This is a genomic window from ANME-2 cluster archaeon, from assembly GCA_019429385.1.
In the GTDB taxonomy this organism is placed as follows: Archaea; Halobacteriota; Methanosarcinia; order Methanosarcinales; family Methanocomedenaceae; genus Methanocomedens_B.
The window spans coordinates 143,990-159,398 of record JAHYIS010000001.1 but is presented as its reverse complement, the minus strand read 5'-3'; the positions used below and the strand labels follow the sequence as shown (position 1 = coordinate 159,398).

The 15,409-nt window shown below is 51.2% G+C and carries 12 protein-coding genes; 5 read left to right on the top strand and 7 right to left on the bottom strand.

Annotated elements, in window-relative coordinates; genetic code table 11:
* On the top strand, positions 1 to 229 hold a 229-nt coding region (locus K0A89_00905; GenBank protein MBW6517049.1), incomplete at its 5' end, for a hypothetical protein.
* 137 nt (positions 230 to 366) lie between these two features.
* A complete protein-coding gene (locus K0A89_00900; protein ID MBW6517048.1) occupies positions 367 to 1,692 on the top strand; it encodes a YIP1 family protein in 1,326 nt (441 codons plus the stop codon).
* A gap of 7 nt (positions 1,693 to 1,699) precedes the next feature.
* On the opposite strand, the gene K0A89_00895 is transcribed toward K0A89_00900, so the two are convergent.
* The 4 genes from K0A89_00895 to K0A89_00880 all read right to left on the bottom strand — a co-directional run bounded on the left by K0A89_00895 (position 1,700) and on the right by K0A89_00880 (position 6,240).
* Positions 1,700 to 4,288: a valine--tRNA ligase gene (locus tag K0A89_00895; GenBank protein MBW6517047.1), complete on the bottom strand. Its 2,589-nt coding sequence runs from the start codon at positions 4,286 to 4,288 to the stop codon at positions 1,700 to 1,702.
* Between the two features lie 80 nt (positions 4,289 to 4,368).
* A complete protein-coding gene (locus K0A89_00890) occupies positions 4,369 to 4,830 on the bottom strand; it encodes a phosphopantetheine adenylyltransferase (protein MBW6517046.1) in 462 nt (153 codons plus the stop codon).
* A 33-nt stretch (positions 4,831 to 4,863) separates the two neighbouring features.
* Complete coding sequence (locus K0A89_00885; protein MBW6517045.1) at positions 4,864 to 5,397, bottom strand: metal-dependent hydrolase; 534 nt, start codon at positions 5,395 to 5,397, stop codon at positions 4,864 to 4,866.
* A gap of 42 nt (positions 5,398 to 5,439) precedes the next feature.
* Entirely contained in the window at positions 5,440 to 6,240 is an 801-nt protein-coding gene (locus tag K0A89_00880) for a hypothetical protein (GenBank protein MBW6517044.1), read from the bottom strand.
* A gap of 111 nt (positions 6,241 to 6,351) precedes the next feature.
* Between K0A89_00880 and K0A89_00875 the strand changes: the two genes are divergently transcribed.
* Both K0A89_00875 and K0A89_00870 read left to right on the top strand, forming a co-directional pair.
* On the top strand, positions 6,352 to 7,260 hold the full coding sequence (locus tag K0A89_00875; GenBank protein MBW6517043.1) for an ATP-binding cassette domain-containing protein: 909 nt from the start codon (positions 6,352 to 6,354) through the stop codon (positions 7,258 to 7,260).
* Positions 7,261 to 7,277: 17 nt separating this feature from the next.
* The gene (locus K0A89_00870; protein MBW6517042.1) at positions 7,278 to 8,060 is read left to right on the top strand and encodes an ABC transporter permease; all 783 of its coding nucleotides are present in this window, start codon (positions 7,278 to 7,280) and stop codon (positions 8,058 to 8,060) included.
* On the opposite strand, the gene K0A89_00865 is transcribed toward K0A89_00870, so the two are convergent.
* The 3 genes from K0A89_00865 to K0A89_00855 form a co-directional block, all read right to left on the bottom strand.
* The gene (locus tag K0A89_00865; GenBank protein MBW6517041.1) at positions 8,057 to 9,316 is read right to left on the bottom strand and encodes a class I tRNA ligase family protein; all 1,260 of its coding nucleotides are present in this window, start codon (positions 9,314 to 9,316) and stop codon (positions 8,057 to 8,059) included. The genes K0A89_00870 and K0A89_00865 overlap by 4 nt on opposite strands.
* A gap of 71 nt (positions 9,317 to 9,387) precedes the next feature.
* The gene (locus K0A89_00860; GenBank protein MBW6517040.1) at positions 9,388 to 10,260 is read right to left on the bottom strand and encodes a hypothetical protein; all 873 of its coding nucleotides are present in this window, start codon (positions 10,258 to 10,260) and stop codon (positions 9,388 to 9,390) included.
* Between the two features lie 6 nt (positions 10,261 to 10,266).
* Positions 10,267 to 11,001: a radical SAM protein gene (locus K0A89_00855; protein ID MBW6517039.1), complete on the bottom strand. Its 735-nt coding sequence runs from the start codon at positions 10,999 to 11,001 to the stop codon at positions 10,267 to 10,269.
* Positions 11,002 to 11,200: 199 nt separating this feature from the next.
* Here K0A89_00855 and K0A89_00850 point away from each other — a divergent pair, with 199 nt between their 5' ends.
* Positions 11,201 to 15,406 (top strand): alpha-2-macroglobulin, encoded by a 4,206-nt coding sequence (locus tag K0A89_00850; protein ID MBW6517038.1) that lies wholly within the window; start codon positions 11,201 to 11,203, stop codon positions 15,404 to 15,406.
* The last annotated feature ends 3 nt before the right edge of the window (positions 15,407 to 15,409 follow it).

Genomic DNA, 15,409 nt, shown 5'->3' with positions numbered 1-15,409 from the left:
CACCGACCGCAGCGTCATCACCCATCCCCGCCAGTTCTACCAGGACATAGCCGTGTCAGGTTCTCTCAAAGAACCCCTGAACTTTACCTTCATGACCATCCTGATGATAGGGATTCTGTATGCAGTCGTCATCATATCCTCGGTCCTGATTTTTCCTTCACACGATGGCTGGCTATTGAGATTCGGGAGTTACTACAGGAATATGGCCGCCGGGAGCAGACCCATATGAACCTGAGACCTGGGGGAACCTGGAGCTTTTATAACCGTAAAAATTCACGAAATGAAGGAAGAAATGGATTTACCAGATAAAAAATTAGACTTTAAACCACAAATTTTTAAATACAATAAATCCAATAGATTCATACAATGTCATCGGCAAAAACGTACCTGAAAAACTACCTCGCCACTGTCCGCAGTGTCATCATCCAGCCCCGCCAGTTCTACAGGGACATGCCCGTATCAGCCGGCCTCAATGAACCCATGGGCTTTGCGCTCCTGACCATCCTCATCGTATCGCTGCTGTATGCAGCCATATTGATGGTATCATGGGCTCCCCTCATTCCCCTGAATTCGGACCTGGTTTTCACGATAATCATAATCCTGGCCGTTATCCTGTACTCTGTCATCAGCATGGTGATATCCCTCCCAATAAACGCTATCCTGTATCACTTCATGCTCATGATATGCGGTGCAAAAGGCAGCATTGAAGCCACGCTGCGAGTATTCTGTTACTACCTCGCAATCTCCTATGTCGTGCTCCCGTTGACCCTCATCGGCGTGCTGTTCTTTTACCTGTTGGAGATAACAGGCCTGGAGGGGGTCGGCATCGAAATAATGGCATTCTTTGTCGCGGTGAGCATACTGGCATTAGTGGTCTATAGTTTTTACCTACTCCTTGTGGGATTCGCAGAGGTCCACCAACTATCAATGAGGCGAGTGGTCCTGGCAGTAGTCGGCATCCCCTCAGTACTGTTCCTGCTCCTGATGGGTCTTATGCTGGGAATGATATATGTCATGGAACAATCCGGGTCATTCGGAACCCCGCCCCCGTATGGCAGTAATTATAACACCTACGACCAGCAGTTTCCAGATAATACACTTATAGACCCGATCCTCATATCACCTTACAGCACGCCACCCGTTGTAGACGGATACTACACATCAGAGGACGGTTGGGATGAGGAACAATCCATACATTTCGATGTAAGGGGTGTGCCATATACCATGGCCTCCAAACATGATTATGAGAACCTGTACATTCTCCTCCAATGGGAAGGCGGCCCCCGGTGGCAGAACTCCATGGACATACGCCTTGAGCAGGACGGCACCACCCACGACCACGATCTTTCAACAGGAAGGGACGACTACAAATACAACGGCGCAGAGGTGTATGGACCCAGCAATCTTGCCGATGCACACTATGACGGCGGGACAGCAGAAGAAGAAAACGGTATGCTCTTAGGCAACTATTCTGACGGTTTATGGGTGCAGGAATGGGTGATACCGGTCAATTACGATGAACCCGGCGATATCTATATCACACAAATGCCGGCAACCCTGGGCTTTGCCGTTATCGACTGGGGGCCCGGTGCAGCAACCGGGGTATGGCCGCCGGGGTATGGCCGCCGGGAGCAGACCCGTATGAACCCGAGACCTGGGGGGATCTGGAGCTTTTTTAATTTATCAGAATAAAAAAATCCTACTTTCCAATCACGACCATCACATCCCCTACCTCCAGCACATCAACCGCATGGCCTTCTGATAATATCTCGCGCTCAAATGCCACTGAATCAGGTTCGAGTGTTATTGTCTCGCCTCCTGCTTCGATAGATATTGCTCCTGCCGCTGCCTGCTCTGCTATGGTTGCAGCATCAGCACGTTTCAAAGCACCTATGATGGCTCCGGCCTTATCACGGAACCTGGGGCCGATCACACCCATATCCGGCTTCAAACCGCTCACGCTATACTCGAATTCGGGCTCTCCTGCCATTATATCTATTTTGGCGTTCACCGTTCCGGCAATATCAGCCACATCCTCGATACGCCCGTATATCCTGAGCTGACTCATGGGTGCATTCAATGCCATACCTTTGTCAGATTTAAAGCGCCTGATGGCAGCGGTAATCTCCTTCACCTGCTCGCCTGACCCCTCGGCAATTGCGTCAATGGCAGATTCGTCCACGCCGGGCCATGCATCAGTATGCACGCTGTGGTCATGCAACTGTGAGAACACCTCTTCTGCAAAGTAAGGAATGAACGGAGCCATCATCTTTGCCAGAGCATCCACGGTTACGTACAGGGTCTGCTGAGCAGCCCGCTTTGCTTCGGTATCGTCGCCGTACAGCCTGGATTTTACGAGTTCTATGTAATTATCTGCCAGGATATCCCAGGCAAAACCCCTGATATTCTTCAAGGTCTCGTCGAACTGGTATGCATCCATGCTGGCAGTGGCTTCCCTGATAAGGATGTTCAGTTTGCTCAGCAGCCAGCGGTCAATGGTCCTGTACTGAACCTCACCAGACTGGAAACCCTCAAGGTGAGGCATGCAGAACCGTACAATGCTCCAGAGTTTTTGCTGGAACCGGTTCGCAGCTACTACATCTTTCCAGCTGAACATGATATCGGACCCGGTAGACCCGCCAATAGCGGCCCACTGCCTGAAAGCGTCAGAGCCGTACTGTACAACGACCTCTTCCGGCATCACGATATTACCCAGGCTCTTGCTCATCTTATGGCCGTCATCACCCAGCACCATACCGTTTATCATAATGTCGTCCCACGGTCTCAGACCCGTTAAGGCACTGGCGCGCAGGATAGAATAGAAAGCCCATGTCCTGATAATATCATGTCCCTGTGGGCGCAACTGGGTAGGCAACCTCACATCATCCCGGGACAACCAGCCGGCAGCGTTCAGGGCTGTAATGGATGAGTCCATCCAGGTATCCAGCACATCCTGCTCAGGCAAAAACGACGTTGAACCACACTTACAGGCATCGGGCGGCTGTGAGAGGTTGGGGTCCAGGGGCAGCCATTCCTCTTTAGCCACCATTACCTCACCGCATTCATCACAGTACCACACCGGGATGGGCGTTGCAAAGATACGCTGCCTTGAAATGCACCAGTCCCATTCCATGGTACCTGTCCAGTTCTTGAGCCTGACCTCCATATACGGGGGTACCCATTTGATCTCTGATGATTTTGAGATGATGTCGTCTGCATCTATTTTCACGAACCACTGCCGCTCTGACAGTATTTCAATTGGCGTTTTACAGCGCCAGCACAGACCAACATTCTGGTCCAGGGTCTCCTGCTTATAGATGATGCCCGCATCCTTCATGTCCCTGGTAATGGCCTCTTTGCAATCCTTCAGGGACATGCCCTCGTACTTCCCTGCAATTGAGGTCATCATGCCCTGCTTGTCAATAGCTTTACGCAGGGGAAGGCCCAGTTCAGCCCACCATCTGACGTCCTGCTTGTCGCCGAAGGTACATATCATGACCACCCCGGTACCGAATTTGGGATCGACCCCTGAATCCGATAGCACCTTCACCTTATGACCGAATACGGGCACCTCGATCTCCTGGCCAATATACTGTCCGTACCTCGTATCGTCAGGGTTCACGGCCACAGCCACACAGGCTGCCAATAGTTCGGGCCTGGTGGTAGCCACGTCAAGTTCATCAAAATGGAAAAAGTTCAGCGTGGTCTGCCTTGCATCATATTCAACTTCTGCAAAAGCGATAGCGGTCTCGCATCTTGGACACCAGTTGTTGGGATGGTCGGAGCGGTATATCAGGTCTTTATTGTACATCTGCACAAAGGAGTGCTGGGTTTTGCCGTAGTATTCCGGCTTCATGGTGATGTACTCGTTACTCCAGTCAATGCTGAACGCCAGGCGGCGCATGGTATCGCGCATTTTCCCGATATTCCCTGCTGTCAGTTCCTCGCACATCTGCCTGAACTCGGCACGTGGCACCTGGTTCTTGGTGATCTTGTGTATCTCTTCTACCTTCACTTCGGTGGGCAGGCCGTGGCAGTCCCAACCCTGGGGGAACATCACATTGTACCCGCGCATGCGCTTGTATCGGGCAACGAAATCTATGTAACACCAGTTCAGTGCATTGCCTATATGGAAATTGCCTGTTGGATAGGGGGGTGGCGTATCGATGATATACTGGGGTTTTTTGCTGTCCCAGTCAAAGTAGTTCATAGAATCGTGCCATTCTCCCATCCACCTGGGTTCGACCTCCTGCGGGTTGTACTCTTTCGGCAGTTGTGTTAGAGACATATAATGTTCCTCTTGAAGTATGAAATATGGTATTACCTTGATTGAAGTGTGAACACAAAACATCCACAAGATAAATATTATTATCGGTGTTGCAGCAGGTTGCCGTGAATATCTATCTCCCCCTGTAACACCCTGGTTGAGGAGATTGGCTGTCCGTCATCAGCCAGGACATACTTTACCAGTTCGATGCTGATGGGTTCTTTTCCCTGTTCAGTTCGCCGGGTATTTATTATGTGGGCTGTGGGTTCGGTCTCGGGAGAGACTACAAGGTAATCGAAATCCTCATCTATGGCAGGACCGAACGGGTCGTCCAGCCTGGTAATAAAGGGACTTGCATTGAAGGTTTCCTGCATAAAATCCGTGACCTCCTGTTTTCTTACCTCCCAGTCTTCTACTTCGTGGTACTTTTTCCCTGCCATCTCGTTTGAAGTAATGCCTATCAAGAGTTCCCCACCTTTGCTTAACTGGTATGCCCTGGCAAGCAGGGCTCTGTGGCCGTCATGTAAGGGATTGAATGTTCCGCCTACTGCAACTCTGGACATTGAACTGTCTTAATGCAGCAGGGACAATAATAGTTATCGATACTTGTCAGTACCAGAGCGGGTGAGATACACAGTGATGGCAGCAATACACAAGACCAGCATTGCAACAAATGCATAGGTCGTTTCGGTAAGCAGGATGTAGTACATCTTGCGGCTCAGCGGATACAATAACATGATCCCATTGGCTGCAACTCCCGTTACGACCGCTTCATTCACTTCACTGGCTGCCGTGTCATTGGTGATGGCAATGTCTATTATCTGCCTGATGGTACCTTTTGAATTGTCGAACAGAAAGATATCCAGCAGGCTGTGGCTTAAGAAACCCGACAGCAGTGCTCTGAGTGATACGGGATAGACTATACCGATGACTCCTCCCAGTACCGCCAGCACCAGCGGTGCGTGTATTTCGCTGCGGTGGGTGGTGAGGATATCAAGGTCGGGGAACAGGCTGGCGACGATGGCTATCGATAATATAGTGGTGCGGTATTTTTCCCACTCCTGCTGGCGTTTCATGTAGGCCAGTCTTGTTAAGGCAAGGCCGAAGATGATGTGTGATATCCAGTCCATGGTTGTGATAGTGGAATTAAAAAATTATAATCTGCCATTAAGTCAATACCTGCCGTTGAGCAGTATCACGTTCCCCCGCCCCTGCTTCACTTTACGCACCAGCCCCCCGTCCTCAAGGTCGGTGACCATCAGGCTCACTTTGGCTTCGGAACATCTCAGTTTACTTCTCAGCTCCTTCTGGGTGAGCCTGCCCCCTGCCTGCCGGATGATTCCCAGTACTTCATTAAGGTCATCAGGCAGGGTTTTGAACTCAGGTGTCCCGGGCACGGGCTGAGGCTGCTGTTCAGCCACCGGGTCGAATCCAGGTTCACCTTTCGTACCAGGTTCGGACTCGGTCCAGGCCTCCATTTCTCCATTTCCCTTCCTGCTCCTGTAATGGTAATATGCCGCCATTACCACAAAGAACAACACCAGCAGTGAACCTGCCGAATATGTCCAGTCAAATGCAGGAAGGGTATTTTCCTTGATATCATAGGAAATGTTACCAATATCCTCATCAGGGAAATCTTCACCTTCGTTTTGCAGGGGGAACAGCAGGATATCGAACACATAGTCCCCTTCAAGGTCGGTCACCGTGATATTATCCTCTGCATAGTACTCCAGGGTATCATTTGTGTAATAACTGGTCTTGATAAGGTAATCCCCGGGCAGCAGGTTGAAGGAATACACACCAGATGTAGCCACCCTGAACTGGACAGGTGTGGAGTTCACTTCCACCAGGGCATTGTCCAGTGGCTCGAAAGTGGACCACTCGTATACAATTCCATGGATGATAGTGGCGCTTGATGTCGGCAATATGAGCAGCAGAATAATCGTCACTAAGGTGGCTCTGGCAGATAACATATATGAAACCACATTTCGCAGACCAATATAAAAAACTTGTGAATGCAAAAACCAAATAAAGAAATACAAATAAAACCAATTCCATATTCAATAGTAATGTGGTGGTAGGCTATCTCTTCTATTATCGTTGCTGAAGACCTTGTAAAGACGTTCGGTGAATTCGTAGCTGTTGACGGGATAAGCTTTACTGTGGAAGAAGGAGAAGTGTTCGGTTTTTTGGGTCCCAACGGTGCCGGTAAGACCACAGCAATGAAGATGATCCAGTGTGTATCACCCAGGACCGCGGGAAAACTTGACGTGTTCGGCATGGATGTGAATACCAGCCAGTCCGACATCAAGAGATTGTTGGGCGTCGTTCCCCAGGAGACGAACCTGGACCCGGATTTTAGCGTATACGAGAACCTGATGGTCTTTTCACGATATTTTGACATGAGCCGCAATGATGCCAGGAAGGTTACTGATGAACTGCTGGATTTCGTCCAGCTAAATGAGAAAAAGAATGTCAATATCGAGCAGCTCTCAGGTGGTATGAAGCGGCGTTTGATCCTGGCAAGGGCCCTTATCAACAGACCGCGCCTGCTGATCCTGGATGAACCCACGGTGGGACTGGACCCCCAGGCAAGGCACCTTATCTGGGACAAGCTCAGGAGCCTGCGGGATAAGAAGGTCACCATTGTGCTCACCACTCATTATCTTGATGAGGCCGCACACCTGTGCGACAGGCTTGTTATCATGGATAATGGCAGGATACTGGAGGAAGGAAGCCCGAAAGAGATGGTACAGAAAAATATCGGCACCGATATTGTGGAGGTCGGGAACGGCCCCGAGATCCTGGCATGCCTTGATGATATGGTCGCAGACTATGAGATCATAGGTGATACAATACAGGTGTATACCAACGACCCGGAGCATGTCACATCCCACCTGTTGAAGGAATGCCGGCTCGGGAAAATTACTGCACGTTCGGCAACCCTGGAGGACGTGTTCCTGAAATTAACGGGCAGGAAGTTGAGAGAATGATGAATATGATAACTATTATGTCATATTTTCACATTCCTGTGCTCAGCAAGCGCATCATGAAGGTATGGCTCCGGAACTGGGACGTGTTCCAACAAACCTATAAGGTAAATTTCCTGCCACCTTTCCTTGAACCCCTGTTATATCTTTTTGCGCTCGGATTTGGCCTGGGTGTGTTTATCGAGGACATCGAAGGTGTCTCTTACGCAAAGTTCATAGCGCCGGCCCTGATAGCGATTTCGATCATGAACTCTTCTTTTTTTGAGTGTACGTATTCTTCATATGTCAGGATGTACTACCAGAAGACCTATGATGCCATGATCTCGACACCCTTGAGCATTGATGAAGTGATAGCAGGTGAATTGTTGTGGGGAGCAACCAGAAGTTTGATAAATGCAACAATAATGCTTCCGGTACTTGCTGCTTTCGGGCTTATCGACCTGCCTTTGTCCCTGCTGATAATCCCGTTCTCATTCCTGGGTGGACTGCTCTTTGCCTCTATAGCAATGTGTTTTACAGCAATCTCGCCAAACATAACCGCACTCAATTACCCGGCCTTTTTGTTCATAACACCCATGTTCCTCTTTTCCGGCACATTCTTCCCGCTGTCCCTTCTCCCCGTACAGGTACAGTATTTTGCACTGGCAGTGCTACCGCTGACCCATGTGGTCATGATTGTCCGGTCCCTGACCTTAGGTACTCCTACCGTTCACCTGTTGTTCAATCTTGCATGGATCGTATTTGCAGCGACACTTTTTTTCGTATTGTCAGTGAACCTGATGAAAAAGAAACTTATAACTTAATTCTCTGCCAGCCCGAATACCTGTAATACGCTATCAATTTCAGTCAACACACGAACGATCTTCCCTACATCCCGCTTTGCTGCACCTTTTTGTACAAGAAGTCCTGACAACAGTGACAATGTATGGGAAATATCGTTAAATGCCTGCCTGACATCAAGGTCATTATCCATGTTCTTTTCAAAACCAGCCTTTAAACGCTCTGTAAATTCCTCTACGTTATTGCCGGATACATTGCTATCATCTGCATTCCTGATAGTATCGATCACATTCTGTACCTGTGATAATTTACCTGTCACCTTCGTAAACTTATCATAAGTAAAGTTCAGACGCTTCCGGTAACTACCATAAAGAAGAAAGAAACGTATCTCTTGTGCAGAATACCCCTTATCCAGCAGGTCATCAGGATAGACCACATTGCCTTTGCTCTTGGACATCTTCCTGCCATCCACCAGCAGATGTGCCCCGTGCAGCCAGTAATTTGCCATCTTTTTACCGGTGACCGATTCGACAATGGCTATGGTATAATCATGGTGCCGTACCATATTATCCTCTCCGCCGCAGCAGATGTCCAGTGAAGGTCCCAGTGTCTGCAATACCATGGCAGGGTCCTGGACGTTCCATGCAGGCCTGCCCCTGCCGATGCTTGTGTCCCAGTACACGGTATCACCCTCCCGGTACCCGTGCCAGAGAATGAAATCGCCAAGGTTCCAGTAGTTGCCTGGATAGGTATCCCTGTGAAAGCGGCGCCTGGTCTTCGGCCACCGGGACAGGTCGGGCCGTCCCAGTTTACCGAAATCATCGAACTTGAGCGGGTCAAAGTACACATTCCCCCTGTACCAGTATGCATAGCCTTTTTCCAGCAGGTTCTGTATGATATCCACCGCCTGGTCAATGGATGTGGATGAACGGGGATTGAACGTGGGAGGTCGTATCTTCAACAAAGCAAGGTCCTGGAAGAACAGCTTGCTGTATTTTCCCGTAAATTCCAGTACATCCATAGCGTGTTTTTTGGCTTCAAGGATAGACTTTTCTTCCACGTCAGTGCAATTCAGTGCCCGTGTGACCGTATATCCCTGGTACTCAAGATAGCGCTGCAGCACGTCCTCGAACAGGAACGTGCGGTAATTCCCTATATGCGGCCGCTGGTAGATGGACGGGCCGCAGGTGAACATTTTCACTTCACCTTCCTTCATTGGTCGAAATTGTTCGACCTGCCTGGTGAGACTATTAAAGAGAGATAGCACATGTAACCCCATTGTTCTGATGTATCCGAAGGCAAATATATGTTTTCACATGTTTCCGGAAAGAACAGTATCATGCGAATAATTCAGCAGATGCGCATTCTATTCTCTGTCTCCTGAATAAAACCCTCGTGTTTCATCTGTTGAATGATGTTCCTGACACGCTCACGGTTCTCATCGAGCAATGCAATAAGTTCATTTTCATCCATTTCCCCCGTTTCCAGAAGTTTCTTCAATACCGCTCCCCGTATCTGGCGGTCTGAACCTTCGAATGGCGATTGCCGGGCATAGGAAGTACTCTTTCGGTTGGGATTTAGGATGTGCTTTTTCAACATGGAACCATAATCCATGAGGGCATAGTACCATTGCCTGGGGTCTGACCTGTCAAGCGTTTTTTCAACCAGGGGAACGATGTCACTATCCTGGATGGATTCCCGGTCGTGGAAAAAGAAATGAATGAACACACGCCTTATATTGGTCTCGATGAACACGACAGGTTTATTGAAGGCAAAAGCAGCAATCGAACATGCAGTGGCCTTGCCGATACCGGGAAAGGTGGACAGGATTTCTACATCATCCGGCAGGCTCCCGTTGAATTCATTCACTACTCGCCGCGCTCCTTCCCTCAATGCTTTAGCCCGCCGGTTGTATCCCATACCCTGCCAGACCCGCAGCACATCCTCCAGTGGCGCATTAGCAAGGGTTGTGAAATCAGGGAATACAGTAATAAATTCCCCGTACTTGCCAAGCACCCGTTCCACCTGGGTCTGCTGGAGCATGATCTCAGATACGTAGATGTGATAGGGATCGGTGGTGTGTCTCCATGGCTGGTCCCTCCCGTTTTCAAGATAATAGTCATATATGATGGTCCTGAACAGCGAAACTGTGCCCGTGTCAGGTCCGTGTTCTATCAGTCGCTCGTTAAAACGTGAGAGAAGACCATTATCTTCCGGGAACATGGAAAATTAACCTGGATAATATCTGCAATCCACTTTCGCACATACTTTATTGCGGTGGCTGTGTTCGCATCGCAGCCGTGCTGCAGGTACATGCCCGAACTCCACACCCAGCACTTCCCTGAAGTACTCGGTTGCCACTTCCAGCACGGTCATGGTACTGCGCTTGCAGCACCTGGGCCCCCGGTTGTTGGATATGGCTGCCAGCGCCCTCGAGGTCATGGTTATGCCGCGGCTGCGCTCAACATCGGATAAAGGGGTGGCCCTGAGTATCACAGCAATGGCAATACCGGTGGCAATGGCGGCCGCATCGGTGCCGAACAACCCGCAGTATCCTGCCGGTACCTGGCTGCCCCGCCGGATAGCCTCCCTTACGTCATCTTCGGTGCCTTCGCCTGTGATGTTCCTGTGGGCGGCCACCAGCACGGCCGCTATCATGCCGTGGTGCTCAGAGCCGTGCATGGGTATGCCGGGATGACGCATGATGGACAGTGCCAGCTCCATGGGGTTAGTGGAAGCTGATGCTGTGCAGGCCCGCTCAATTATTTCCAGGGCACCGGCGCTATGGCACGGGTCGCACACATAATGACCGTTGGGGCATACGAAATATCCCTCTTCGGTTTTGTTGCAGTAGATGCATGTACTGCTGGCGGGGCGGTCAAGGTATTGTAGTTCAGAGCCGCAGACCATGCAATTCTCGTTGTGCTTTTGTGAGGGGGGTTGCTGGGGTGTCATGGGAATCATGTCTGTTATAATTCAACTGATGTAATATTAATGTCTTCATGGGGGGGATATTCCAGATCCTGCATACTTATTGAGTTGCAGTCATTCCTTCCTCCTGAACCATAACTGCGAACCCATTCGAAGTCTAAACAATCTTTATAAGGTTGTCACACCAATCTTCCCTATAAGAATCCAAAAAATCCCAAGGAGTCCTCAACCCATGAACCCTGATAAGAAAATACCCCTATTCATCTCGCTACTGGTCCTGTTCCTCATACTTCTGATCGTCTTTCCCACCATCACCCAACCCATTACAAAACTGATCAACCAGCCTGCGCGTCCCTACGACCCAACCGCCTCCTATACAGGCAGCGACCTCCTGATTCTCGCCCCCCGTGTCATGTTTACGGGCGGCGAATCAGCCATTACCATTGCTGCATCTGAAAAAGGGTTCCCGGTGGAGCAGAGCATCAGCTTCATGCTGGTGGACGCCGCCGGTGTGGCAACCACCCTTACGCGGGGCTCGACGGGTCCGTCCGGTCACGCCGTGGCCGCCTTTGATGTCCCTGACCTGGACCCCGGCACCTATACCCTGGTGGCCCAGCCTGCCGGCTCCAATGCCACGTTCAACGGCAGTGTCAGGATAGCAAACAGCAGCGCCCTGTTCCTCGAGACCGATAAACCCATATACAAACCCGGGCAGGTCATCCACGGCCGGATCCTGTCCCTGAACAACAAGCTCATACCCGTATCAGGCCAGTGCACCATTGAGATATCAGATGCCAAAGGCATCAAGATATTCAAGGAGACCCTGGACACCAACGAATACGGCGTGGCATCCTTTGACATGCCCCTGGCCAGTGAAGTGAACCTGGGCACCTGGAAGGTCAAAGCCGATATGGGCCAGGCCCAGACCCAGCTCGACCTGAGGGTCGAGAAATACGTGCTGCCAAAGTTCAGCGTGGATGTGACCACACCCCGGGACTGGTTCCTGGTGAGTGATACAATAACCGGGCAGGTGGATGCTGCCTACTTCTTCGGCAAGCCAGTCGAAGGCAGGGTCAACGTTGTAGCCACCCGGTACGTAGGTGTATGGGAAGAATATGCCACGTATGAGGCAGACCTGGAAGACGGCTCTGCAGAATTCGAACTTCCAGCTGTTGGCTGGGTAGCCGGTACCTCAGGCGCCGGTGGCATGGGCAGTATGCAGCTTAATATTTCAGTGACCGATACCGGAGACCACACCGAGACCACCACCAAACTGCTCAGGATCACCCAGTCACCCGTTGTCCTCCAGGTCATACCTGAATCCAGGCTGGTCAAACCCGGTATGCCGTTCAATGTCCTGGTAGTGACAGAAACGCCTGACGGTGAACCCCTGGAGAAGGATGTGGAAATAGAGCTTGAATTCCTGGATAAGAATTACAATCAGCAGCGTCAATCCTCCACTGTTACCACAAAGAACGGTGTGGCCCTTGCCGAATTCCAGGCGCCTGAGGATATCCTGAGAGTAACCCTGAACGCCCGCTCAGGTGATGCATCCCAGAGCATGAACCTGGGTACCGTATATTCGCCAAGTGGCAGTTTCCTCCACCTTGCCCAGACCAGCAGGGGTACTCCGCAGGTAGGGGATACTATGACCTTCACGGTGTACAGCACCAATCCCGGCACCGTGTATTACGATATTATGGCAGGAGGCAGGGCCGTGTTCTCTGCCACGAGCAGTGAGCGCAATATCAGCCTCACGGTCACGCCCCAGATGAGCCCCCGGGCCGAAGTGGTGGCGTATATCATCAATCCCAACAGTGAAGTATCGGCAGACACCCTGCCCTTTGATGTGCTCATGGAAGCGCCTGTTGACCTGCAGGTTTCGTTCGACCGGGAAGCAGTTGAACCAGGCGACGATGTACGCGTGGATTTTGATGCAGGCTCCAAATCCATGATAGGGTACTCCATAGTGGACGAATCGGTATTCGCTCTCAGTGAAGGCAGGCTGAACCTCCGGCAGGTATTCGATGAACTTGAAAAACGGTTCATGGAGCCCCAGGCCGAAGCCCATCCCCAGTACTGGACCCCTGTTCCCCTGGGTGCACAGGATATTATCCAGGAGGCCGGGTTCCAGGTACTAAAATCACCGGACCTGGACGTTCCTGAGCAAATAATCGAACAGGAAAAGATGGGAGGAGGGCGAAATGGTGGTTTCTTTGGAGGTATAGTGGTGGAAGATGTCATGGAAATGGGCACCGAAGTTGCCATGGCTGCCATGACAGGTGCGCCCATACCCTCTGCGACCGCACCTCCATCTGATGACCAGGGTGAATTAATGGAAGTGAAGCGGGTCAGGCAGTTCTTCCCCGAGACATGGATATGGGAACCCGGACTGCTTACCAACGGAAAGGGACAGGCCAGCGTTGACCTGAACGCTCCCGATTCCATCACTACCTGGCGGCTCCATGCCGTCTCTTCTTCCCCTGAAGGATTCGGCATTGCCGAGACCAACCTCAAAGTGTTCCAGGATTTCTTTGTGGACCCGGACCTGCCGTATGCAGTGACCAGGGGCGAGGAATTCCCGGTCACCGTACAGGTGTATAACTATCTGGACAAAGACCAGCAGGTAACGGTGACCCTGGCCGGAGAGAACTGGTTCAATATCATCGGCACCAGCAAATCGAAGATAACCGTTCCTGCAAACAGCGTGAAACCGGTACATTTCACCATCAGGCCCACAAAGGTGGGTACCCAGCTGGTGGAGATAACAGGCCAGACCACCAGACGGGCCGATGCGGTAAAGAAAGATATCATCGTGGAAGCGGAAGGGACACAGCGAGAGATAGTGATGAACGGTATTTTGCAGGATAAGGATGTTACCCTGGACGCCGCCCTGCCACAGGGTATCGTTGCCGATTCCGGCAGGGTGCTGCTCAGCTTCACTCCGTCCCTGGTGGCCCAGTCCATCAGCGGTGTGGACGACCTGCTGGGTATGCCATACGGCTGCGGGGAGCAGAACATGCTGCTCTTTGCGCCAGACGTGGAAATACTACGATATCTGAAGACCTCAGGACAGGCCAATCCCGAGATACAGGCCAAGGCCGAGATGTTCATCATCACCGGATACCAGCGTGAGTTGACCTACCAGCACAGGGACGGTTCGTTCTCGGCTTTCGGGGACAACGACCCCGAGGGCAGCCTCTGGCTCACTGCCTTCGTGCTCCAGTCCTTCAGCGGTGCCAGGGATGTGACCACTATAGATGAATCGGTGCTCGACGAGGCAGCTGACTGGATAGTTGACAGGCAGAACCGTGACGGCTCCTGGGACCAGATAGGTTTCGTGCACCACCAGGATATGATGGGGGGATTGAGCGGTAAGTATTCCCTGAGTGCCTACACAGCACTGTCACTGCTGGAATACGGCAGGGCACCCGGCGCTCTTGACAATGCGCAGAAATACCTGGAAGATAACCTGGACGACCAGAGCGACGACCCTTATGCACTTGCACTGGCCACGCTGGTGCTTGAGCGACTGGATAGTGACCGGGCAGATGATGCCCTTGATATGCTCATGGACCTGGCAAAACAGGATGAGAACGGCATGTACTGGGAACTTGAGCCGGCCGTGATGCCGATGAGGGAAATGTACTGGCAGCCTCCTTCCAGCAAGAATGTTGAAGTGACAGCCTACGGCGCACTGGTGCTTATCGAGCACCGGGATGCCAGGGCCAATGAGGTACTGAAATGGATATCTTCACAGCGCAACAGCCTGGGAGGGTATGGTAGTACCCAGGATACGGTCATGGCCTTCAAAGCGCTCATGACTGCAGCAGCTACACAGGCAAAGGATACCGATGCCACAATAACGGTCAGTGTAGATGGGAAGGAGATTACCAGGGTAAGGGTGAATACCGTAAACTACGATGTGCTGCAGATGGTAGAGATACCCGGCTCCACAGAACTGGTTACCCTGAGCATGTCAGGAAAAGGCGATATCAGCTACCAGCTCGTCAAGCGGTTCAATGTGATACTGCCCGATGTACCGGAATTCACTGACCTGGAATTCGAGGTGGAATATGATGCTGCTAATGTGGCTGTGAACGATATCGTAGATGTCCATGCACGCGTGAACTATACCGGAGAGGCAAATTCCACCGGCATGCTCATTCTTGACATAGCAGTACCCACAGGATTTGACCCGGTAGTATCCACGCTGGATGAACTGAAAAACGACCGCATCATAAGCAGATATGATATTGCAGGCCGCAAGGTCATCCTGTATGTGGACGACCTGCCAAAAGGAAAAGAATTGAGGTTCGACCTGTCAGTCCAGGCCCGGTTCCCGGTCAAGGCCATAATCCCGGACAGCAGTGCGTACTCATACTATAATCCTGAGATAAAGGCCGAGTCGAGGGGTCAGGAGATAGTTGTCGCATAAATG

Excerpts from the sequence above, each read along its gene's own strand:
- K0A89_00860 (MBW6517040.1), bottom strand. The coding sequence starts at position 10,260 with ATGTTCCCGGAAGATAATGGTCTTCTCTCACGTTTTAACGAGCGACTG.
- K0A89_00895 (MBW6517047.1), bottom strand. The coding sequence starts at position 4,288 with ATGTCTCTAACACAACTGCCGAAAGAGTACAACCCGCAGGAGGTCGAA.
- K0A89_00900 (MBW6517048.1), top strand. The coding sequence starts at position 367 with ATGTCATCGGCAAAAACGTACCTGAAAAACTACCTCGCCACTGTCCGC.
- K0A89_00865 (MBW6517041.1), bottom strand. The coding sequence starts at position 9,316 with ATGGGGTTACATGTGCTATCTCTCTTTAATAGTCTCACCAGGCAGGTC.
- K0A89_00850 (MBW6517038.1), top strand. The coding sequence starts at position 11,201 with ATGAACCCTGATAAGAAAATACCCCTATTCATCTCGCTACTGGTCCTG.
- K0A89_00885 (MBW6517045.1), bottom strand. The coding sequence starts at position 5,397 with ATGGACTGGATATCACACATCATCTTCGGCCTTGCCTTAACAAGACTG.
- K0A89_00890 (MBW6517046.1), bottom strand. The coding sequence starts at position 4,830 with ATGTCCAGAGTTGCAGTAGGCGGAACATTCAATCCCTTACATGACGGC.
- K0A89_00870 (MBW6517042.1), top strand. The coding sequence starts at position 7,278 with ATGTCATATTTTCACATTCCTGTGCTCAGCAAGCGCATCATGAAGGTA.
- K0A89_00855 (MBW6517039.1), bottom strand. The coding sequence starts at position 11,001 with ATGATTCCCATGACACCCCAGCAACCCCCCTCACAAAAGCACAACGAG.
- K0A89_00880 (MBW6517044.1), bottom strand. The coding sequence starts at position 6,240 with ATGTTATCTGCCAGAGCCACCTTAGTGACGATTATTCTGCTGCTCATA.